The 23,276-nt window shown below is 39.3% G+C and carries 18 protein-coding genes and 2 pseudogenes; 4 read left to right on the top strand and 16 right to left on the bottom strand.

Annotated features, from left to right (window positions below; all coding sequences use genetic code 11):
* Positions 1-698: 698 nt before the first annotated feature.
* From hrpA to L5B90_RS11625, 3 genes and pseudogenes are all read right to left on the bottom strand, one after another.
* Positions 699-4,607 (bottom strand): ATP-dependent RNA helicase HrpA, encoded by a 3,909-nt coding sequence (hrpA, locus tag L5B90_RS02785; RefSeq protein WP_265762085.1) that lies wholly within the window; start codon positions 4,605-4,607, stop codon positions 699-701.
* Between the two features lie 113 nt (positions 4,608-4,720).
* Positions 4,721-4,885: pseudogene (locus L5B90_RS02790) on the bottom strand (type I restriction enzyme endonuclease domain-containing protein); the annotation flags it as partial.
* Between the two features lie 35 nt (positions 4,886-4,920).
* The gene (locus tag L5B90_RS11625) at positions 4,921-5,094 is read right to left on the bottom strand and encodes a hypothetical protein (RefSeq protein WP_442778758.1); all 174 of its coding nucleotides are present in this window, start codon (positions 5,092-5,094) and stop codon (positions 4,921-4,923) included.
* A 111-nt stretch (positions 5,095-5,205) separates the two neighbouring features.
* On the opposite strand from L5B90_RS11625, the gene L5B90_RS02795 reads away from it, so the two are divergent.
* Both L5B90_RS02795 and L5B90_RS02800 read left to right on the top strand, forming a co-directional pair.
* A complete protein-coding gene (locus L5B90_RS02795; RefSeq protein WP_250364379.1) occupies positions 5,206-6,267 on the top strand; it encodes a hypothetical protein in 1,062 nt (353 codons plus the stop codon).
* 351 nt (positions 6,268-6,618) lie between these two features.
* A complete protein-coding gene (locus L5B90_RS02800; RefSeq protein WP_265762086.1) occupies positions 6,619-7,845 on the top strand; it encodes an ATP-binding protein in 1,227 nt (408 codons plus the stop codon).
* Positions 7,846-8,070: 225 nt separating this feature from the next.
* Here the strand turns inward: L5B90_RS02800 and tnpA are convergent.
* The 8 genes and pseudogenes from tnpA to znuC all read right to left on the bottom strand — a co-directional run.
* Positions 8,071-8,415, bottom strand: a pseudogene (tnpA, locus tag L5B90_RS02805) (IS200/IS605 family transposase); the annotation flags it as partial.
* Positions 8,416-8,569: 154 nt separating this feature from the next.
* Entirely contained in the window at positions 8,570-8,923 is a 354-nt protein-coding gene (gene rplT / locus L5B90_RS02810) for a 50S ribosomal protein L20 (protein WP_005546410.1), read from the bottom strand.
* 65 nt (positions 8,924-8,988) lie between these two features.
* On the bottom strand, positions 8,989-9,186 hold the full coding sequence (gene rpmI / locus L5B90_RS02815) for a 50S ribosomal protein L35 (RefSeq protein WP_005596065.1): 198 nt from the start codon (positions 9,184-9,186) through the stop codon (positions 8,989-8,991).
* A gap of 217 nt (positions 9,187-9,403) precedes the next feature.
* Positions 9,404-9,949 (bottom strand): translation initiation factor IF-3, encoded by a 546-nt coding sequence (gene infC / locus L5B90_RS02820; protein ID WP_440582635.1) that lies wholly within the window; start codon positions 9,947-9,949, stop codon positions 9,404-9,406.
* Positions 9,950-10,210: 261 nt separating this feature from the next.
* On the bottom strand, positions 10,211-11,350 hold the full coding sequence (dnaJ, locus tag L5B90_RS02825; RefSeq protein ID WP_103853100.1) for a molecular chaperone DnaJ: 1,140 nt from the start codon (positions 11,348-11,350) through the stop codon (positions 10,211-10,213).
* A gap of 68 nt (positions 11,351-11,418) precedes the next feature.
* Positions 11,419-13,317, bottom strand: a complete 1,899-nt coding sequence (dnaK, locus tag L5B90_RS02830; RefSeq protein ID WP_265762087.1) for a molecular chaperone DnaK — start codon at positions 13,315-13,317, stop codon at positions 11,419-11,421.
* Positions 13,318-13,631: 314 nt separating this feature from the next.
* The gene (znuB, locus tag L5B90_RS02835; protein WP_265762088.1) at positions 13,632-14,417 is read right to left on the bottom strand and encodes a zinc ABC transporter permease subunit ZnuB; all 786 of its coding nucleotides are present in this window, start codon (positions 14,415-14,417) and stop codon (positions 13,632-13,634) included.
* A 9-nt stretch (positions 14,418-14,426) separates the two neighbouring features.
* Positions 14,427-15,224, bottom strand: coding sequence for a zinc ABC transporter ATP-binding protein ZnuC (gene znuC / locus L5B90_RS02840; RefSeq protein WP_250364551.1), 798 nt, complete (start codon positions 15,222-15,224; stop codon positions 14,427-14,429).
* 187 nt (positions 15,225-15,411) lie between these two features.
* Here znuC and mepM point away from each other — a divergent pair, with 187 nt between their 5' ends.
* The gene (gene mepM / locus L5B90_RS02845; protein ID WP_265762089.1) at positions 15,412-16,914 is read left to right on the top strand and encodes a murein DD-endopeptidase MepM; all 1,503 of its coding nucleotides are present in this window, start codon (positions 15,412-15,414) and stop codon (positions 16,912-16,914) included.
* A gap of 93 nt (positions 16,915-17,007) precedes the next feature.
* Here mepM and ubiD read toward each other — a convergent pair whose 3' ends face one another.
* The gene (gene ubiD, locus L5B90_RS02850; RefSeq protein WP_265762090.1) at positions 17,008-18,477 is read right to left on the bottom strand and encodes a 4-hydroxy-3-polyprenylbenzoate decarboxylase; all 1,470 of its coding nucleotides are present in this window, start codon (positions 18,475-18,477) and stop codon (positions 17,008-17,010) included.
* A gap of 129 nt (positions 18,478-18,606) precedes the next feature.
* On the opposite strand from ubiD, the gene smpB reads away from it, so the two are divergent.
* A complete protein-coding gene (gene smpB / locus L5B90_RS02855; protein WP_250350539.1) occupies positions 18,607-19,089 on the top strand; it encodes an SsrA-binding protein SmpB in 483 nt (160 codons plus the stop codon).
* A 97-nt stretch (positions 19,090-19,186) separates the two neighbouring features.
* On the opposite strand, the gene L5B90_RS02860 is transcribed toward smpB, so the two are convergent.
* From L5B90_RS02860 to fdhD, 4 genes are all read right to left on the bottom strand, one after another.
* Positions 19,187-19,642 (bottom strand): DUF441 domain-containing protein, encoded by a 456-nt coding sequence (locus tag L5B90_RS02860; RefSeq protein WP_265762540.1) that lies wholly within the window; start codon positions 19,640-19,642, stop codon positions 19,187-19,189.
* A 113-nt stretch (positions 19,643-19,755) separates the two neighbouring features.
* Positions 19,756-21,921, bottom strand: a complete 2,166-nt coding sequence (locus tag L5B90_RS02865) for a copper-translocating P-type ATPase (protein WP_265762541.1) — start codon at positions 21,919-21,921, stop codon at positions 19,756-19,758.
* 113 nt (positions 21,922-22,034) lie between these two features.
* Positions 22,035-22,250 (bottom strand): cation transporter, encoded by a 216-nt coding sequence (locus tag L5B90_RS02870; protein WP_265762091.1) that lies wholly within the window; start codon positions 22,248-22,250, stop codon positions 22,035-22,037.
* Positions 22,251-22,332: 82 nt separating this feature from the next.
* On the bottom strand, positions 22,333-23,160 hold the full coding sequence (gene fdhD / locus L5B90_RS02875; protein WP_265762092.1) for a formate dehydrogenase accessory sulfurtransferase FdhD: 828 nt from the start codon (positions 23,158-23,160) through the stop codon (positions 22,333-22,335).
* Between the last annotated feature and the right edge of the window lie 116 nt (positions 23,161-23,276).

Consider the following 23,276-nt stretch of genomic DNA (forward strand, 5'->3'; position numbering starts at 1 on the left):
TATGTACAAGGGGCAAACAGTTGGGCAAGTGTGTTAGGCAAATTTGACATCGCAGAAGATTTTTTATTCTACCTTAAATGTCTTTTTTCTTTGGGATTAATCACGAATTTCGCTCGTTGAACGACCTACTTTCTTTTGCTTGCTCAAAAGAAAGTAGGCAAAGAAAAAAGCCCCCGACTAAATTGCTTGTCCTCATTCCAATAAAATTTTCTTAACGAAAAGTAAGCCTGATGTTCGCTTCGCTCTCGCTCGGCGTGACTTTTCTAAAAATTTTCTTTCCATTCGGGCAATTTACACGGGAGATTAATTCTTTATTTCTTCTACATTTTATTTAAAATTCATACAAATATAGAAAGTAAGTTTTATTTTTCCATTTTTTAACTAAAATGCGGTGATTTTTCAATAAATTTTAAAAAATCCAAAATTTCCACCGCACTTTAAATTTAAGCCAACCACATTCCCCGTCCAAACCGCCCGAATGGCAATAAAATTTTTAGAAAAGTCACGCCGAGCGAGAGCGAAGCGAACATCAGGCTTACTTTTCGTTAAGAAAATTTTATTGGAATGAGGAAAAAGCGGTTTGAGCGGGGTTCCCTTTTCTTTGTTAACTTTCTTTTGGGTAAGCAAAAGAAAGTTAGTTGCTCAAAGAGCAAAAAGAGATAGAAAAAAGTCATTATTTCTATTCTAGCAATTTACTGTTACCCCAATGTATTAATCACACTCAAAATCCGCTTATCTGAAATAGGATATTTCGTCCCTAATTGTTGAGCAAATAAACTTACTCTTAATTCTTCTATCATATAAGGAATTTCCGCCACTTCTGCTGGGATTGGCTTCGATTTTGGCAGTTTGAGTAATAACTGCTGATACGCGTTTTGTACGTTTTCTACTCTTAGCATTGCGGCGCGATCACGATTAGGATCTTGCAGTAATTTATCCATACGTTTATCAATAGCTTGCAAATAACGCAATAAATCGGGTAAACGTTGATAGCCTGTTTTCTGTACAAAATTTGGATAAATCAGATGATTAATTTGCGCTTTAATATCTGAAAGTGCAAAAGCTAAGGTGAAATCCATTTTGCCTTTTAAACGTTTATTGATTTCAAAGACCCGTGTCAATATTTCTTCAACTTGTTTGGCAATTTCCACCGTGGTTTCATTTAAATTTGCACGAATATGCTCTTTTAAGCGCTCGAAATCCTGCTCATTCCATACAAAACCGCCAAAATCTTGCACTAATTTATCCACTGCACAAGCAATACAATCGTCAATTAATTCCAGTACCTTACCAAAGGGCGTGAAATAGAGTCCCAATTTTGATTTATTCGGCAGTTTTTCGTGTAAATATTTTATTGGTGATGGAACATTGAGTAATAATAAACGGCGTAGCCCCTGTTCCATTGCCACTGCTTGTTCAAATTCTGTTTCAAACAATTTAATTCCCACAGACTCTTTTTCATCCACAATGGCAGGATAGGCTTTGATGGTAAAGCCTTGTTTTTTCTGTTCATAATATTGCGGTAACTGATCGAAATTCCATAAATGAATACCAGTTTGTTCAATACCTTCATCTGCAACTGCTGACAACGTTTCTTGCACTTGCTCTTTTAAATGGACTTTTAATTCATCTAAATTTTTACTTTCAGTAATTTTTTTCCCTTTCTCATTGACGACACGAAACGTCATTGTTAAGTGCGGTGAAATTTGGCTTGAATTCCATTCATCAGGGGCAACATAAACGCCTGTTATTTTACGCAATTCCGCAGAAAGGGTTTCTAACAACGGTTTATCTAAATCATTCACCCGCCCAAGAAAGGCTTCCGCATAATTCGGCGCAGGCACAAAATGGCGGCGTAAGGTTTTTGGCAGGGATTTAATCAGCGCAATAATCAGCTCTTTGCGTAGCCCCGGAATTTGCCAGTCAAAACCTTGCATTTCTACTTGATTCAGCAATGGCAAGGGAATATGCACGGTTACCCCATCGGCTTCCATACCCGGCTCAAATTGGTAGCTCAGTTTTAATTTTACGTTACCCTGATGCCAGAAATTCGGAAAATCTAACTCACTGACATTCGCATTGTCATTGGTAAGAAAGGCTTTTTCAAAATTAAGCAATTCTGGATCTTGTTGGCGAGCTTTTTTCCACCAAGTATCAAAATGCTTTTGCGACACCACTTCCGTGCCAATGCGTTGATCATAAAAGTCAAATAATGTGCGTTCATCAACTAAAATATCTCGACGACGGCTTTTATGTTCCAATTCTTCCACTTCGCGGATAAGCTTTTGATTTTGTAAGAAAAAGGCGTGTTTAGTGTGCCAATTTCCTTCAACTAATGCTGATTGAATAAAGATTTCTCGGCTGACAATCGGATCTATTCGTCCATAATTGACTGGACGACTTGCCACAATTGGCACACCATAAAGGGTTACTTTTTCATTGGCAATCACTGCCCCTTTAGCTTTTGACCAACGTGGTTCAGCATAAGATTTTTTCACTAAATGTTGAGCTAAAGGCTCAATCCATTCAGGATCAATCTCTGCCACCATTCTCCCCCATAGTTTTGAGGTTTCCACTAATTCTGCGGCAATACACCATTTGGGCTGTTTTTTAAATAGCACAGAATTCGGAAAAATAGCAAAATGGGCATTTCTTGCGCCTAAATATTGTTGCTTCTCCGCTTCTTTCATACCAATATGAGAAAGTAAGCCAGCCAAAAGTGCGGTGTGAATTTGGGTATATTCTGCTGTTTGCGAATTAATCGGCAAACCTATTTCACGCACGGTTAAACGAATTTGATGATAAATATCCTGCCATTCACGTACACGGATATAGTTCAAATAATCTTTCTGACATAAACGGCGGAATTGATTTTTACTCAGTGCCTTTTGCTGTTCTTGCAAATAATTCCACAAATTTAAAAAAGCCAGAAAATCAGATTTTTTATCCGCAAAACGGCGATGTTTTTCATCTGCTGCTTGTTGTTTTTCTTGTGGGCGCTCTCTAGGATCTTGAATAGAGAGTGCGGCTACAATGATCATTACCTCGTGTAAGGCATTACTATTTACTGCACTGAGCAACATTTTTCCCAAGCGTGGATCAACAGGTAGCTGAGCAAGCTGGCGTCCAATTTGTGTAAGCTGGCGTTTTTCGCCGTGCTTGGTTTTCACGATTTGGAAAGCTTGTAATTCTTCCAATAATTTAATGCCATCTTGGATATGGCGTTTATCGGGGGCATCTACAAAAGGAAATGCGCTAATATCATCTAGCCCGAGTGCCGTCATTTGCAAAATCACCGAGGCTAAATTTGTGCGTAAAATTTCAGGATCAGTAAATTCTGGACGTTGGTTAAAATCCTCCTCTGAATAAAGGCGGATACAAATCCCTTCTGATACACGTCCACAACGTCCTTTACGTTGATTAGCCGAGGCTTGTGAAATAGGTTCTATCGGAAGACGTTGTACCTTTGTACGATAGCTATAACGAGAAATGCGTGCAGTTCCTGGATCAATCACATATTTAATACCTGGCACGGTCAGTGAAGTTTCAGCGACATTCGTTGCCAATACAATACGATTTAAGCCACTTGGGTGAAAAATTTTATTTTGTTCTTGTGCCGACAAACGTGCAAAGAGCGGTAAGATTTCAGTATGTTTTAGTTGCTGCTTTTCTAATGCTTCAGCAGTATCGCGAATTTCACGTTCACCGTTCAAGAAAATCAAAATATCGCCCCGCCCTTCTGCTTGCAGTTCATCAACCGCATTGAGAATAGCTTGAATTTGATCTTGTTCTTCCGTTTCAATCACAGGACGATAACGCACTTCAACAGGGTAAGTTCGCCCTGAAACTTCAATAATGGGGGCATTATTAAAATGGCGAGAAAAACGTTCTACATCAATGGTTGCTGAGGTGATAATAACTTTTAAATCAGGGCGTTTTGGTAATAGCTGTTTCAGATAGCCAAGAATAAAATCATTGTTCAAACTGCGTTCGTGCGCTTCATCAATAATCAAGGTATCATATTGATTTAAAAAAGGATCACTTTGGATTTCGGCTAATAAGATCCCATCAGTCATCAATTTAATTTGAGTCTCATCGCTAATTTGATCATTAAAGCGCACTTTATATCCCACCAATGAGCCTAATTCACAGTGTAATTCTTCTGCAATACGCGTTGCAACACTGCGAGCAGCAATACGACGGGGCTGGGTATGCCCAATTAGCCCTTTTTTGCCCAAACCTAAGTCAAGACACATTTTAGGTAATTGTGTGGTTTTTCCTGATCCCGTTTCCCCCGCAATAATCACCACTTGATTTTGCTTAATAGCATTTAAAATTTCATCTTTGCGCTGACTGACTGGTAAATTTTGAGGAAATTCTATTTTCCCAACCGCTTCTTGACGTTGCTGTAAACGTGCCTGTGCTTGCTGAATTTGTAGTTGGATTTCTGCCGCCACTTTTTCTTGCGTTTGGGCATTTTTGATTTGATGTAACCCTTTAATTCGCCCTTTCAAACGGCGATAATCCACGTTCATTATCGCGCTTAATTGAGTGAATAAGGCTTTTTGTACTGGGTTAAATGGTTGTTTGTGTTTTGTATTTTTCATTAGTTTTATATCTGAGATCACGCTAGCTTTTATCAAGCGTAAAATAATCAATAGCGTGAATGATTTTCAAGGTTTTCTTGTTATGTATTTGTGGGCAAGTTTACTAAAAACAATCAAAAAATAAATAAAATTTGCACCGCACTTTGGTCTTGGCTTAAGGCATCGTAGAACGCCTGTTCCGCCGTGTTAAGGCCTAATTCTTGCTCTTTGCTGAGCTGATCTTGCAATTCTTTTGTAAGCTTCAATAATTCTTTAAGCGCCTCGATCATCGTTAAATTATGCGCATTATATTAATTCAGTGCTTATTTGTATTTTATCTGAAGCTCTTCTCGTCGTCATCAAGTATTGTTTGCGCTTCTTCCACCACTTGCCCAAAGTTATCACTTTCATTTAAGCGGATTTCACACAGTTCATAGAAAATCGGTACAGTCGCCCTATCATCCAGTACACATTGAATGTCATAAATAGAAATATATTTGCCGAACACATCTTACGTATCGCGATCTTCCACTTGAATTGGCGTTTGACAGGAGTATTATTAAATAAATAATTAGTTCTATTTAAAATTAAAGTATCTGATACATACAGGAGCTACTATATGTCTAGTAATGAAATGAGAATATATACGCCAAACTTTAATAACGATAATATTGATTTTTTAATTCGCTATGTAAAATCAAAGAACTGTTGTAAAGAGACTATTCAAATAAATTTGGATAACTGTACCATTCAACGCATGGAGCGTTTAACCGAGCAATCCACATTAGATGATGTAAAAGATGTTGGTTTATATCCGTTGTACAGATTGCTTAATGAATGCCCCAAGATAACTATGGCTGCATTAGGTGTACAGGAAATGCCTACCTGTTATGTATCTAATGCTCAAAAAGCATATAATTTATTTTGTGAAAAATTTTGGAGAGGATATCAAGATGATCCATTAGCAACAGATAAGAGTATTATTGAAAATGAAGGAAAATTTATCTTTTCGAATCTTAGCTTAAATGAAAAGAAAGCATTAGGATCTTTTTATCTACCTTATTTACTTATCCAGCAAATTTACAAATCAGATTTTGTTATGCCCGGGATTAAAAAATTTGAGAAATATTTATGGGGTATTTCTTACTATTTAGATATGATTTCTGGGTTTGAAATGGAAGTTGCTAAATATGCCTTTTGGGATATAGAAGAAAAAGAAATTCATCAATTACCAGAAGAAATACGTAATCGCAGAAAACTAATTAAGAATAATTTTTGCAAAGAAAAAAATACTTTGGAATCGATACAAGCATCAGCTATGAATGCAGCAATGGATACATATTGGATTCGATGTATAGGTTTTGGTACGGTTCAAAAAGAAAAATTACCTGATGGATATACTATTTCAGAGCATTGGTTAGCAACAAATGATAACAAGCTTTATGCTATTGCAAATGACATAAAGCCTATGAAAACATCACAAGGTTTTGGTCATTCTCTTGAAACAGTTAGGGAACCAGAGCTATTAAAATTCGACTATTGGAATGAAGTCGATAAGTTCGCTAACAATTTATTAGAAACGAGAAAATTTCAACAAAATCAATTTAACTCGAAAATAGAAAATATTGAAAAATATGTTTCGGAAATAGAAGCTGAAATAAAAAAACATCTTAGTAATTAAAATTAAATTGATGCCGTCTAAAAAATTTTTTCGACGGCATTTTTTTAGTCTGATTTATAACTCAGATTCAGCAACGTTAAGAATTTCGTATTGTGTTTGTCCACCTTATTATCAAAAATTGCTATGTTATAGTTTTCCTTAGAAAAAATGTAGTGATATAGCATTTTCTCATTTAAAAAAGGAAAAACTCAAAAGAATTGAAAAAAACAAAACTATCTATTACTATCAAATACTAATGTTCGATACTAACGAATACTTTGCTTTTCTCTCTATTTTTAGCATAAAATAGTTTCCATTGATATCAAATACTTTTGTTTGTTAGTAACAAACAGATTGATAAGGAGTTAGTTTATGTTGTTAAAATCAGAAATTACCCAAGCGATTACAAGCCAGCAACAGCAGTTATTATCGCAGCAGAGCTATCCACGCAAGATACTGGAAAAAATCAAAATTCTGCCTAATTTTGCTTTGGTCGTGTCGGGTATCCGTCGTAGTGGAAAAAGCACATTGCTCACTCAACTTATTAAGAAACAAGCAGAAAATAATTATCTTTTTCTCAACTTCGATACCCCACAACTTTTTAATTTTGAGTTTAGCGATTTTGCCTTACTCGATGAAATCATTGCAGAAAACCCACAGATTCAAACACTCTATTTTGATGAAATCCAAGTGATTGGCGGCTGGGAAGTGTATGTGCGTGGCAAGCTCGATCAGGGCTATCAAGTGATAGTAACGGGATCTAATGCCTCTTTGCTTAGCCGTGAGCTAGGCACAAAACTGACAGGGAGGCACATCAGCAAAGAGCTTTTTCCTTTCTCTTTTGTGGAATTTTGCGAATTTTTCGGCAAGGCAAAAAATGCCGAGGTGGTCTCAGAGTATTTGACTCTCGGCGGTTTTCCGCAATATCTACAATTCAATGAAGATGAGATTTTAAACGCCTTGATTAACGATATTTTATACCGTGATATTATCGTCCGTTTCGGCATTCGCGATGAACGTGCGATGAAGCGTCTGTTGCTTTTTTTAGCCGGTAACGTGGGCAATTTAATCAGTGCAAACAAACTCAAACAAAGCCTTGAAGTAAAAAGCACTTCCACCGTACAGGAATATCTTTCGCATTTAGAGCAAGCCTATGTGATCCATTTGTTGCCAAAATTTGCCTATTCCTACAAAACCCAGCTCGCTAACCCACGAAAAGTCTATTTTATCGACAATGGCTTACAGCGTGTAATTAGCCCATCTTTCAGCCAAGATCGTGGCAGAAAACTGGAAAATGCCGTATTTTGGGAACTTAGACGACAATATTCAGAGCTGTATTACTACAATGAAAACAACAAAGAATGCGATTTTGTGATCTGCCAAAACAGCACCCCAACACAGCTTATCCAAGTCTGCTGGCAGCTAAACGCCGAAAATATCGCCCGAGAACGGGACGGCTTAGTTGATGCGATGAATTTCTTTAAATTGGAGCAAGGCGTTATCGTTACCTTTGATCAGGAAGATAAAATGATTGCTGATGGCAAAGTGATTGAGATTGTGCCGTTTTGGAAGGTATTTGGGGAACAAAATTATGGCTAAAATACATTTATTGAATGAATACAATATCTTGCAAAAGCTAGCCGTAAAAGGATGGAGAACCTGAAATAAAAAATGTGCGGAAAAACCACCGCACTTTTAATATTTACAATAACAATCCGCACGTGAAACGTGCGGTTTTGAGGCTATCCTATAAGGGCCTTTACTTCACACATCCCTCAAGGGATGTGTGAAAAGACCGACAACTGTGTTTAGAGATTACTTTGGTTACCCCTTAAAGAGGTCCACATATTCTTTTGTACTTAAATTATCTTGTACCATATCTTCTTTTTCTTGATTACGTATATATTTCTCTACCACCTTGGCATTTAAGCCTACCGTACTTACATACTAGCCTTTTACCCAAAAGTGTCTATTGCCATATTTATATTTTAGATTTGTATACTTTTCAAAAATCATCAATGATGATTTTCCTTTCAAATATCCCATAAAACTTGAAACTGTTAATTTCGGTAGTATTTTTACAGGTATATGGATATGATCTTTCATTGCCTGAGCTTCTACAATTTCTACGCCTCTATAATCACATAAACGCCTTAAAGTAAGCCCTACGGTCTGCCCTTTAGCAAGATAAAAATAGCTGAAATTTCACCGTACTTTAATCGGATAAAAAATCTTGATAAATCATTCTTATGCTTATTTTGGCAAAATGAGCTTATAGAAAAAGGACGCTATATAGCGTCCCTTAACAATCAGTCTTTAAAAATTAAAGCGCAGATTTTGCTTTTTCAACTAATGCTGCAAATGCAACTTTGTCGAATACTGCAATATCAGCAAGGATCTTACGATCGATTTCAACAGAAGCTTTTTTCAAGCCGTTGATAAATTTGCTGTAAGATAAGCCATTTTGACGAGCCGCAGCATTAATACGTGCAATCCATAATTGACGGAATTGACGTTTACGCTGGCGACGGTCGCGATAAGCATATTGACCTGCTTTAATTACAGCTTGGAACGCAACGCGATAAACACGTGAACGCGCACCATAATAACCTTTAGCTGCCTTAAGAATTTTCTTATGGCGAGCTCTTGCAATAACACCACGTTTTACACGAGCCATTATTTAATCTCCTATACAATATTATTAACTAAAATTCACTTGACGTACGCTTTACTTGTTTACACTTATGCGTATGGCAAGCAGGCTACAACTAAAACTTGGTCTGCTTTCGCAACCATTGATTTATGACGTAGATGACGTTTACGTTTAGTGGTTTTCTTAGTCAAAATATGACGTAAGTGAGATTGTTTACGTTTGAAACCGCCAGAAGCTGTTTTTTTGAAACGCTTCGCAGCACCACGTACTGTTTTAATTTTAGGCATTGTTTAAATAACTCCGCATTGTTTAAGTTAAATTTAATGATCAGGCGAATAAAAATTTTATTACTTGTAAAGCACTGATCATTTCGATTTAGTTAGCCGAGGGCTATCCTACATAAGGAAATCAGGTTGCGTAGTTTACCTGATTATCACTTTGTTTTTCCGCAAAGAAAAACGGATGAATTCTATAAGATCCATCCGTTTTAGGCAAGAAATAAAATTATTTTTTCTTCGGTGCAATTACCATTACAGCTTGGCGACCTTCTAGTTTCCCCGGGGCTGACTCAATCATTGCAATTTCTGAGGTATCTTGCTTAACACGCTCTAGCACATTTAATCCAATATCTTGGTGAGCCATTTCACGACCGCGGAAACGAACTGTAATTTTTACTTTATCACCATCTTCTAAGAAACGTAAGATACTGCGTAATTTAACTTGGTAATCCCCTTCATCAGTACCCGGACGGAATTTAATTTCCTTCACTTGTACAACTTTTTGCTTTTTCTTCTGCTCTTTCGCTGCTTTACCTTTTTCATAAAGGAATTTACCGTAATTCATAATACGGCAAACGGGTGGCTCAGCATTTGGGCTGATTTCCACGAGATCGAGATTTACTTCTTCCGCTTTATTTAAAGCCTCTTGCAGACTGACAATTCCTGCTTGCTCACCATCTTGGTCAATCAAGCGAACTTCCTTCGCCCGAATTTCTTCATTAATGCGATTAGGGCGATTTGTTGTTGGTGCTTTTTTTACGGTTTTAATAATCTTATTCCTCTATATAATTAAAACAATTTTCTGCAATGCAGAAGAACGAAATTTCACTTGCTTTATCTAAAGCAAAAACGGGCAAATTCTATAGTATTTACAGTTATTATGCAATAGTTCATTTCAAACACAATCGTGATCGTTATCACAAAAAATACAAAAAAACGACCGCACTTGATAAAATGCGATCGTTTTTAATTTAAAGGCTGGTTTAGTTCAAATAATCCTGTTTTAATTCACTATCTCAGCGAATTTAACAAGCTATTTACCTAAATTATCAAAGAATTTTTTTACACCATCTAAGAAACTAGATGATTTTGGGCGGTGTTTTTTTCCACCTTCCAGACTTGCTTCTAATTTTCTTAATAGTTCTTTTTGTTCTTCATTCAATTTAACGGGGGTTTCTACAATAACTTTGCAAATTAAATCGCCCGTATAACCATTGCGTGGCGAAGCAATTCCCTTACCACGTAAGCGTAATAATTTGCCTGTTTGTGTCTCAGCAGGAATTTTTACTTTTAAGCGTCCATCTAATGTTGGTACGTCAATTTCTCCACCTAAGGCCGCCATTGTAAAACTGATTGGTACTTCACAGTATAAATTATTACCATCACGTTCAAAAATATGATGCGGTTTAACGTGGATAACAACATATAAATCCCCCGCAGGTGCGCCAAATTCGCCTGCAGCGCCTTCACCGGCTAAACGTAATTGATTTCCTGTATCTACGCCTGCTGGAATATTCACTGACAGGTTCTTCTGTTTCTGAACACGTCCTTCACCGTGGCATTTTTTACAAGGTTTTTCAATTTTCTTCCCTGTACCATGACAGGTTGGGCATACTTGTTCCGTTACGAAAAATCCTTGTTGGCGTCTTACGCGTCCAGCACCGTGGCAAGTTGGACAGGTTTCCACTTTAGAATCTTTTTCTGCCCCTGTACCGTGACAGTGATCACATTCTGCAAGTGTGTTGATACGAATATCTTTTTTCGTTCCTTTTACTGCTTCTTCTAGGCTAATTTCAATGTCATAGCGTAAATCTTCACCACGTACAACACGCTGCTGACGACCACGTCCGCCACCGAAAATATCGCCGAACATATCGCCAAAAATATCACTGAAATCAGCACCGCTAAAGCCTCCGAAACCACCGCCAGCACCGCCAAATCCACCTTGTTCAAAGGCTTGATGTCCGTATTGATCATAAGCGGCACGTTTTTCTTGATCACCTAAAATTTCATAGGCTTCTTGCACTTCTTTAAATTTTTCTGCAGCGTCTTTATCCCCTTGATTACGATCAGGGTGTAATTTCATTGCAAGGCGTTTGTAGGCTTTTTTAATCGCTTTTTCATCAGCACCACGCTCAACGCCAAGTACTTCATAATAATCTCGTTTTGCCATTTTTATCCTATTTTTTATACGCTAAAAGGGCATATCGCTATGCCCTTTGGATTATTGTTGAATGTGAATTATTTATTATCTTTCACTTCTTCAAATTCAGCATCTACCACATCATCATTGCTGTTTTGCTGTGGCTGTTCACCAGCTTGTGCTTGTTGTGCTGTCGCTTGCATTAATTTTTGTGAAGCTTGTACAAGTGCTTGAATTTTCGCTTCAATGTCAGCTTTGTCTTCACCTTTCGCTGCCATTTCAAGTTCGTTCACGGCGTTTTCAATTTGGGCTTTGTCATCGGCAGATAATTGATCGCCAACTTCGCCTAATTGTTTGCGTGTGCTATGAACTAGGTGATCAGCTTGGTTACGGGCTTGCACTAACTCTTCAAATTTACGGTCAGCATCTGCATTTGCTTCGGCATCACGAACCATTTGTTGAATTTCATCTTCACTTAAACCAGATGAAGCCTTAATGGTAATTTGCTGTTCTTTACCTGTACCTTTATCTTTTGCTGAAACGTGGATAATACCATCCGCATCAATATCAAAGGTTACTTCAATTTGTGGCATACCACGTGGTGCTGGGTTAATGCCTTCAAGGTTAAATTGACCTAATGATTTGTTTGCAGAAGCTTGTTTACGTTCACCTTGTAACACGTGAATGGTTACTGCACTTTGGTTATCTTCTGCGGTTGAGAACACTTGGGATTTCTTCGTTGGAATCGTTGTGTTTTTCTCAATTAGGGTCGTCATTACCCCCCCCATTGTTTCGATACCGAGTGAAAGAGGGGTTACGTCTAATAACAAGACGTCTTTCACATCACCGGCTAATACACCACCTTGCACAGCCGCACCAATAGCTACTGCTTCATCAGGATTGACATCTTTACGAGGTTCTTTGCCAAAGAACTCTGCCACTTTTTGTTGTACTAATGGCATACGTGTTTGACCACCTACTAAGATGACATCATCAACCTCTGATACGCTTAATCCCGCATCTTTAAGCGCCACTTTTACTGGTTCTAACGAACGCGCCACTAAATCTTCAACTAATGCTTCTAATTTTGCACGCGTCAATTTAATGTTTAAATGTTTAGGACCAGTTGCATCTGCTGTGATGTAAGGTAAGTTCACATCAGTTTGTTGTGCAGAAGAAAGCTCAATTTTTGCTTTTTCAGCCGCTTCTTTCAAACGTTGCATTGCAAGTGGGTCGTTGCGTAAATCAACACCTTGCTCTTTCTTAAATTCATCCACTAAGTAATTAATGACACGATTATCGAAGTCTTCACCACCTAAGTGAGTATCACCATTGGTTGCTAATACTTCAAAGGTTTTTTCTCCATCGACTTCATCAATTTCGATAATAGATAAGTCGAATGTACCGCCCCCTAAGTCATACACTGCAATCGTGTGGTTACCTTTACCTTTGTCTAAACCGTAAGCTAATGCGGCTGCTGTTGGTTCATTAATAATACGTTTTACATCTAAACCTGCAATACGACCCGCATCTTTGGTTGCTTGGCGTTGTGCATCGTTAAAGTAAGCAGGTACAGTAATTACCGCTTCTGTTACTGGCTCACCTAAGAAATCCTCTGCGGTTTTCTTCATTTTTTTCAATACTTCGGCAGAAATTTGCGGTGGTGCCATTTTTTCATCTTTTACTTCCACCCACGCATCACCATTATCCGCTTTCACAATGCTAAATGGCATAATGCTTACATCACGTTGTACTTCTTGATCTTCAAAACGACGACCAATTAAACGTTTAATTGCAAATAATGTATTTTTTGGATTTGTTACTGCTTGACGTTTTGCTGGTTGACCTACTAATGTTTCACCATCATTTGTATACGCAATAATTGACGGGGTTGTGCGATCACCTTCTGCATTTTCAATGACACGAGGTTTATCCCCTTCCATTACTGCCACACAAGAGTTTGTCGTACCTAAGTCAATACCAATAATTTTTCCCATAATATGTTTTCTCCTAATAAAATTCGATTAAATTCGTTTACGCTTGATTAAATTGGGCTTACTTTGATGATTTCAAGTGGCACATTTTAATTTTTTTGCATTTTTCTCTTCACAACCAAATTAAAGTGCGGTGAAAATTTTTGATCTTTTCAGTCCAATGTTCTGATGGCTAATAAATTTTGGCAAGAAAATAAATTTCAAGGGGGGGAGGTGGAAATTTTTTTGCTCTATTGACCTGTTAGCTTTGCAAGGAACAAATAAACGTGATTTTGACCACACTTCCGTTTTAGCAATACAAAAGTGCGGTCTGTTTTTTAACCATTTTCTCTCTTAAATAAAGAAAGCAAGAATAAAAAAGTGGCACTAATGACCACTGAAGGACCAGCGGCGGTGTTGTAGAAAGCGGAGAGCATTAAGCCCAAAGATACAGCGAGAATGCTAATAAGCACGCCGATAGCCACCATCGCTTCTGGGGTGCGAGCAAAACGGCGTGCGGTAGCGGCTGGAATAATCAAAAGTGAAGTAATAATTAAAGCACCAACAAATTTCATACTTAACGCAATAGTTAAGGCGGTGAGAATCATCAAGACAAAACGCATTTTACGAATGTTAATACCTTCGACTTGGGCAAGTTCTGGGCTAACAGTGGTGGAAAGTAACGGTTTCCAGTAATAGCATAAACAGCCAACGACCACGAGTACCCCAATGGCGATAAGGTAAAGATCTTCATAGCTAATGGCGAGGAGATCTCCGAATAGGTAATTCATTAAATCCACTCTAACATTTTGTAGCAGCCCCACTGTGACGACGCCTAGAGAAAGGCAACTATGCGCAATGATCCCAAGCAAGGTATCGACCGAGAATTGAGTTCGGCTTTCTAACCATACCATTCCGATGGCTAAAATTAACGTGATAATTAAAATGGCTAAATAAGGGTCAAGATGTAAAAAGATACCAATTGCCACACCAAGCAAGGCAGAATGAGAAAGCGTATCGCCAAAATAAGCCATTCTGCGCCATACAACAAATGCCCCTAATGGTGCGGTAATAAAAGATAACAAAATACCTGTTAGCCAAGCTGGAAGTAAAATTTCAAGCATTGATGTTCCTTAATTCTGCGTTTTATGCGTGCATTGCGCTAACTGAAAATTTTTACCACAACACACCTCACCGTGTAGGTTATGTTTATGGTTATGGTGGTGTGTATAAAGCGCAATATTTTGTGAAAATTGGTTGCCAAAATAATGCCTAAATGTTGGATCGTTTGAAACAATTTCAGGTGTTCCTGCACAGCAAATATGCTGATTAATACACAACACTTCATTGGTATCTGCCATCACAATATGCAGATCGTGCGATACCATTAAAATCGCACAATTTAATTTTTGCCGCATTTTATGGATTAATTGATACAATTCGGCTTGACCTGAAATGTCCACACCTTGCGTTGGTTCATCAAGCACTAAGAGATTAGGCTTAGTCAGAATAGCCCTTGCCAACAAAACACGTTGCATTTCGCCACCAGATAATTTCTGCATCGCGTTCTGTCGTAAATGAGAAATAGAAAGTAAATCAAGCGTTTCTTGAATACTTTGCTTGGTTGTTCCCTGTTTAAGAGAAAGAAATTTTTCTACTGTTATGGGCAAACTATGATCAAGATGAATTTTCTGAGGCACATAACCGATACGCACATTGTTGTGATAAATCACTTTTCCTGAACTTGGCTTAATTAATTTAAGCAACACTTTCAGCAAGGTGGATTTACCTCCCCCGTTCGGACCTACAATAGTAAGAACAGAATCAGCATAAAGAGATAAGTTAATGTTTTGTAAAACATTTCGTTGTTCAAATTGCACATTAATGTGTTTTAACTCAATTAATGGCTGTTTAATGGCGTGAATCTGCATTTTATCTCTATACATTATGAAAAATTTGCTTAAAATAGCCCATTTTATTCGATTTAACAAGTTTCTCGTTGAGATGCTTAGAATTTATTCAGTTAAATCCTTTTCAACACGTGCTAAGGAATTTTTTGGCACTTTATGGGTCATACTAGAATGCAAGTTTTAATCAACATATGAAAGGAAATAGATAGTGCAACACGTTAAACTAGCAAGGGATAGACGAAAAAGAAAGTCGCGAATTAAAGCGGCAGTCTTCCTTTTGGCGATATTATCTATTTTCATTGGCATTGTATTAAGCGTCAAAGACAATGCAAAAACCGATCCCCTTGCAGTATCTTCTGATGAAGTACAATACAAGCCGCTCAATGAAACTCAAGATACTCAAATGAATAGCGAATTCAAGGATATTCAAGCTAATGAAAATCTCACCGAAAATTCGCAAAGTGCTGAACCAGATACTGCAAACACAGAAAAATCAAATAGCGATGAAGCCACCTCTTATGACGATGATCTGCAAGGTAAAGATGACGAAGTAGAACAAGTCAATCTTGATGAAAAAGATGAATTTGCCGATTTACCGGAAGATGCTAAAAATGCGGTCAATGATTTGCTTGATATTGCTGATCAAGCTATTCGTATCAAAGATCAATTTAGCTATACCGTCGTAAAAGGTGATACCTTGAAAGATGTATTAGAACAATCAGGGTTAGAAGATGAAACGAGCAAAACTCTTATTACGGCTTATCCAGAGCTAAAAAATCTTAAAGCAGGGCAACAATTCTATTGGATTTTAGATAAAGACGGTGAATTAGAATACCTCAACTGGCTGGTTTCAGAAAAAGAAGAACGTATTTATGAACGTACTGCTGAAGGCAAATTTAAACGCCAAATCTTGCAGAAAAAAAGTGTATGGAAAAAAGAGGTACTAAAAGGTCAAATTAAAGGCTCATTTTCTAGCAGCTTAAAAGCTCAAGGACTGAATTCAAAACAAATTGCTCAATTAGGTAGCGCGTTGCAATGGCAAATTAGTATGAAAAAACTCAAACAAGGGGATAAATTTGCCGTATTGGTTTCCCGTGAATATTTGGATAACAAACTCACTGGGCAAGGCAATGTGGAAGCAATCCATATCAGCTCTGGCGGAAAAAGCTATTATGCCATTCAGTCTAGCAATGGACGTTATTATAACCGTCAAGGGGAAACGCTGGGTAAAGGGTTTGCGCGTTATCCAATGCAACGCCAAGCACGCGTCTCCTCGCCATTTAATCCAGCTAGACGTCACCCTGTTACAGGACGAATTCGTCCACATAACGGTGTGGATTTCTCAATGGCTATCGGTACCCCGGTTATCGCACCTGCTGACGGCGTTGTGGAAAAAGTCGCCTACCAAGCCAATGGTGCGGGTCGGTATATTATGATTCGCCACGGACGTGAATACCAAACCGTTTATATGCACCTAAGCCGTCCATTAGTCAGAGCGGGACAAAGTGTGAAACGGGGTGAGCGTATTGCATTATCGGGCAATACAGGGCGTTCTACTGGGCCTCATTTACATTATGAATTTCACATTAATGGTCGCCCCGTTAATCCCCTCACCGTGAAACTACCTGGCACAAGTAGCCAAATGTCCACGGCGGAACGCAAGCAATTCTTGATAAAAGCCAAAGAAGCAGAGCGGAAATTAAAAATCTAACAAAGAAAAATAAGTGCGGTGCTTTTTGACAAAATTTTTCAAAAAAGCACCGCACTTTTGTTTTATTAAAAATTAATAAGCCTTAATCAATCACTAATCGAAAATACCTAGGCTTTGCCAAATTTCGTCCACTCGCTTGACCACTTCAGGATCTTTTTTAATTGGTACTCCCCACTCGCGATCCGTTTCACCTGCCCATTTATTTGTGGCATCAATCCCCATTTTAGAGCCTAGTCCGGCAATCGGCGAAGCAAAATCTAAATAATCGATTGGGGTATTTTCCACAATGGTGCAATCTCGTGCTGGATCGCTGCGAGTGGTAATCGCCCAGATCACATCTTTCCAATCTCTTGCATTAATATCATCATCACACACGATGACAAACTTGGTGTACATAAATTGACGTAAGAAAGACCAAACCCCCATCATTACGCGCTTGGCGTGTCCTGCGTATTGCTTTTTCATTGTCACCACGGCAAGACGGTAGGAGCAGCCTTCGGGAGGTAAATAAAAATCCACAATTTCAGGAAATTGCTTTTGCAAAATAGGGATAAACACTTCATTTAATGCCTCGCCTAAAATCGCTGGTTCATCAGGTGGTCGTCCTGTATAAGTGGAGTGATAAATCGGGTTTTGCCGCATTGTAATGTGAGTAACAGTAAACACAGGGAAATATTCTTGCTCGTTATAGTATCCCGTGTGATCGCCGTATGGCCCCTCTAACGCGGTTTCATTCGGTTCGATATAACCTTCCAAGACAATTTCCGCACTGGCTGGCACATCAAGATCATTACTCACTGATTTCACCACTTCGGTTTTATTACCACGCAATAATCCTGCAAAGGCATATTCAGACAGGCTATCTGGAACAGGGGTTACCGCGGCTAAAATTGTCGCAGGATCAGCCCCCAATGCCACAGACACTGGAAAAGGCTTATCAGGATGTTGTTCTTTCCATTCTTGGAAATCTAATGCGCCACCACGATGCGAAAGCCAGCGCATAATCAATTTATTCTTGCCGATAAGCTGTTGGCGGTAAATTCCCAAATTCTGTCGTTTTTTGTTGGGACCTTTGGTGATAGTCAATCCCCAAGTGATAAGAGGGGCAACGTCTTCCTTCCAACATTGCATAATTGGTAAACGATATAAATCGACTTCATCACCACGGAGGACAATATCCTGACAAGGGGCTTTATTTAGCACTTTTGCGGGCATATTTAGCACTTGTTTGTATTGTGGCAACGTTGCCCATAAATCTTTAAACCCTTTCGGCGGTTCTGGTTCTTTAAGGAAAGCAAGTAATTTGCCCACCTCACGCAACGCTGACACATCATTCTGCCCCATTCCAAGCGCCACACGCTTTGCCGTACCGAATAAGTTACACAATACGGGCATCGCAAACCCTTTTGGATTTTCAAATAATAAGGCAGGCCCTCCTGCACGCAAAGTGCGGTCGGAAATTTCGGTCATTTCCAAATAAGGATCGATTTCTTGCGAAATGCGTTTTAATTCACCTTGTTCTTCTAACAGCTGCAAAAAATCGCGTAAATTCTTATATTTCATCAATGCTTACTCAATGCAAAAATTGTGGCATCATTGTTATAAAGATTGCTTTGCAACGCAAGTGCTTTTGCGATTTTTCCCTAGATTGGGTAGAATGGGCGACAATTTTATCAGAATAAATGTATAAAAATGACAAAGAAAAAAACAAAACAAACATCAAATACCATTGCCCTAAATAAACGTGCAAGACACGAGTATTTTATTGAAGATGAAATCGAAGCGGGGCTTTCCTTGCAAGGCTGGGAAGTGAAATCAATGCGTGCAGGCAAAGCCAATATTAGCGATAGCTATATTATTTTCAAAGACGGTGAAGCCTATCTATTCGGGGCAACGATTCAGCCCTTAAGTGTGGCATCAACGCATATTGTGTGCGATCCAACGCGTACTCGTAAATTATTGCTAAAAGAACGAGAATTAGCGTCATTATTCGGCAAAGCAAATCGTGATGGGTTTACCATTGTTGCCCTTTCTCTTTATTGGAAAGGCCCTTGGGCGAAAATTAAAATCGGCGTGGCGAAAGGGAAAAAACAGGTGGATAAACGTAACGATATTAAAGATCGCGAATGGCAAGTGGCGAAAGATCGTATTATGAAAAATGCGATGCGAAATTAATGTCACTTCGATAATATAAGTGCGGTGAGAAATTAGCGAATTTTTGAATTAGCCCTTGTCAAAACAGGGGCTAATTTTTTTATTTAAGAAGTTATCTTCACCCCGTTTTCCCTAAAAGCAACGACAAAATCCCCGCTGCGATCAATGGCCCCACTGGAATACCGCCAACAAAGGCAACCCCTAAAATCGTGCCAACTAATAAGCCTGTGAGCAAGGTGGGTTGTGCGCCCATTAGATTTACCCCTCGACCACCAAACCACGCAACCAGCACCCCCACCGCAATGGCTAAAAACATTTTCCAGTTCAACAGTTCAGTAAAACTTGGTAAGGGAATTTTGCCTGAAATAATTGGGCTAAGCACGCCAATAGTAAGAATAATAATGCCGATATTTAGACCATATTTTTCCATAAAGGGGATATATTTGGCTAAAAAGGTTTGCTGCATTAATAGCAAAATCGTTGCCGAAATGGTGATTGAGCTGTTGTTACCTAACACACCAAGTAAAATCAAAATCACCAATAGCAAGGCGATTGCGTTAAATTGTAATGTCATCATTGCCTCAAAAATTCAAAAAAAGCACCGCACTTTTAGTGTGCCTAAGATGGCAGAATTATACGCTTTTTCTTTGTCTAATTCACAAAAATAAAGTTCATTATGTGCCGTTTTTATTCTACCTTAAAGGTAAGTAAACGGTTGGCATTACTCACCACAGTAATAGAAGATAACGCCATAGCAAGCCCACCGATCATTGGGTTAAGCAGAATACCAAACAAGGGATACAACAAACCAGCCGCAATGGGTATGCCTAAGAGGTTGTAAATAAATGCACCAAACAGATTTTGCTTCATATTGCGTAAAATGCCTTTAGAAAGACAAAGTGCATCTGCCACCGCAGAAATATGATGTCGCATTAAGGTTAATTCTGCGGTTTCAATGGCAATATCTGAGCCGCTTCCCATTGCAATACTCACATCTGCCTGTGCAAGGGCGGGGGCATCATTAATGCCGTCCCCGACCATTACAACCTTACGCCCTTCTTGTTGTAATGCTTTGATGATATGGGCTTTTTGAGCAGGCAAAACGCCAGCGATTACCTTATCAATCGCTGTACCTTGTGCCAAAGAACGGGCTGTTTTCTCTTGATCCCCCGTAAGCATCACCAAATAATAACCTTGTTTATGCAAACGTTGTAACGCTTGAACTGAATCTTCTCTTAGCGGATCGCTTATTACAAACACCCCAGCTAATTGCTGATTTATCGCGAAAAACACCACCGTTGCTCCGCTTGCTATTTGCTGTTGCCATATCGCCATTGCAGGTTGAATATCCACCCCTTGCTGTATCATTAAGGCTTGATTACCAAGTAATAATTCAAATGTTTCCACTTTCCCACGCACACCTAAACCTTGCAACGTAGTAAAGGCGTTGAGTGGTTTGATCTCACCTTGTTTTTCTTCATTAAACTGCACAATGCCTTTTGCTAACGGGTGATTTGATCCTTGCTCTAAACTTGCTGCAAGGTGGCTAACTTGTTTTTCTGAATAATCATTAAAACAATAAAGTGCGGTGATTTTTGGCGAACCTTTTGTCAGCGTGCCTGTTTTATCAAACACAATCGTATCGGCGCAGGCGGCTTTTTGTAAGGCATCGGCATCACGCACTAAAATCCCTAATTCTGCCGCACGCCCAATCCCTGAAATAACCGACATTGGCGTAGCTAACCCTAAAGCACAAGGGCAAGCAATGATAAGTACAGTAGTAAAGATCACCAAACTATAAGAAAATTGTGGGGCAGGTCCGAAAACATACCAAATCAAGCCTGCCAGTAACGCAATGCCCATCACAATCGGGACAAAAATACCGGCAATCTTATCGGCAAGTTGCCCTATTTTCGGTTTGCTACTCTGTGCTTGACGCACTAATTTGATGATATTTGCCAGCGTCGTTTGCTCACCAATTTGTTCTGCGCGATAAATCACCGTGCCATCTGAAATCAGCGTGCCAGCACTAATTTTATCCCCAACGTGCTTTTGCACTGAGAGAGGTTCGCCGGTCAGCATACTTTCATCAAACCAGCCTTCCCCTTCGGTAACTGTTCCATCCACGGCAACACGTTCGCCTGTTTGCAAGCGTAATAACATTCCTTCTTTCACCGCCGCAAGGGGAATGTCTTGCGTGCCTTGTGATGTCATCAAATGCACCGTTTTAGGCGTCAGATCAAGCAAGCGTGCCAATGCCTGCGAAGAATGTTGTTTCGCTTTTGCTTCAAACATTTTACCTAAATTGATAAAACCGATAATCATCGCCGCCGCTTCAAAATATAAATGGCGTGCATTCTCCGGGAAAAAATCGGGCTTAACACAAACAACCATTGAATAAAGCCAAGCCGTCCCCGTTCCCAATGCTACAAGGGTATCCATTGTAGCGGTACGATGAAAGAGATTTTGCCAAGCCTTTTGATAGAAATGTTTGCCTGTAACAATCATTATCAGCAAAACCAGCACTCCCACAACCAACCAATAGGCACGATTGTTTTGGCTAACGCTCATTGTGCCGCCAAGTAACCCCCAAAGCATTAATATCGCCCCTAAGCCAAGGGCGATAATGCCTTGCCATTTACGCCGGTTCACTTCTTGCGTAGTTTTACATTGCTGTTTTTCCGCTCGCACCGCATCATCATTCACCACTTCCGCGCCATAACCTGCTTGTTGTACGGCAGTAACGAGAGACTGTGGCGTGGCATTACCACTGACTAAGGCGGTTTGTTCCGCTAAATTGACTTGCACTTGCACAACCTGTGGCACAGCTTGTAAGGCGTTTTGTACTTTCATCACACAAGCGGCACAACTTAAGCCATCAAGTAAAAGCGTAACCTGATCCTGATGCTCGCCCACTACCACAGGATCAGGGGGGGAAATGTCTGTGGAAGATTCGGGTAGTGAACTTACTTTGCTGGCGTATCGGCAAGGCGTGCTTGATAACCTGCTTCAACAATGGCATCAATCAACACTTGTGGATCAACCTCACCCTCTACAACGGCGCTATCCAAACTCACCTCTGCACGTTGCACACCTGCAATATTATCTAACGTTTTTTGTACAGATTTCACGCAATGCTGGCAGGATAAATCACTTAATGCTAAAACAGTTTTTTTCATCATTTTGTCCTTCTGGTAAAAATTTGGTTGTAGCATAAACCTTAACATAGGGTTAGAGTCAAGGCTCTGTCATTCCCTTTAAAAGTCAATTCTCTGCAAAATCCACCCGCTCTTTACCAGTGTAAACGGTCGCCCTGCCCTCTCGGGCAAAACCAATTAAAGTCAGGTGGCTTTGTTGAGCTTGTTGTACAGCAAGTGCTGTTGCGGCTGAGATAGCAACTAAGCATTCAATGCCTGCACTCACAACTTTCTGCACCATTTCATAGCTAGCTCGGCTAGAAATTAAGACAAAACCTTGTTGCTTTGGCTGTTTCGAGTGCCAACCTAGCAATTTGTCTAAAGCCACGTGACGACCAACATCTTCCCGAATAGCAAGCAAGTTACCTTGTAAATCAAAAAAAGCAGCCGCGTGCGTTGAGCCTGTTTGTTGCCCAAGCTGTTGGGCTGAATGTAATTTTTTCAGACAATCATCAAGGCGATAAATATCCAAAACATAAGTGCGGTGTAAAATAGGGAAATTTTTATGAATTTGATCAAGCTGTTCTGTGCCACAAATGCCACAGCCCGTTCTCCCGGCTAAGGTGCGGCGACGCGCTTTGAGTGCGACAAAACAACGTGTGGCAATTTCTATCTGTACTTCAATGCCATTGCAGGTTTCTTCAACATCAATTCCATAAATATCCGCGGGCTTTTCGATAATGCCTTCGGTTAAGGAAAACCCAAGGGCAAAATCCACTAAATCTTGCGGGGAACACATCATTACTGTGTGGCTAATGCCGTTATAAACCAAGGCGACAGGGGTTTCTATTGCAAGTATTTCTTCTTTTTCTTGCCAAATTGGTATGTGTTGAGAATGTTTATTATTTGTTAATTTTTTGAAAAAATTAACTGTTAATTTTGTGATCCAGCTCAAGAATTTTTCCTTTCTAATCAAGATTACTTATAGATTTTAGGTGTGAAAAGGCGTATCCTAGCCACAGTATTATGTTGTGCTAATTGTAATACAATTTGACAACAAACTATACTGTA

The sequence above is a fragment of the Avibacterium sp. 20-129 genome (assembly GCF_026226845.1).
In the GTDB taxonomy this organism is placed as follows: Bacteria; Pseudomonadota; Gammaproteobacteria; order Enterobacterales; family Pasteurellaceae; genus Avibacterium.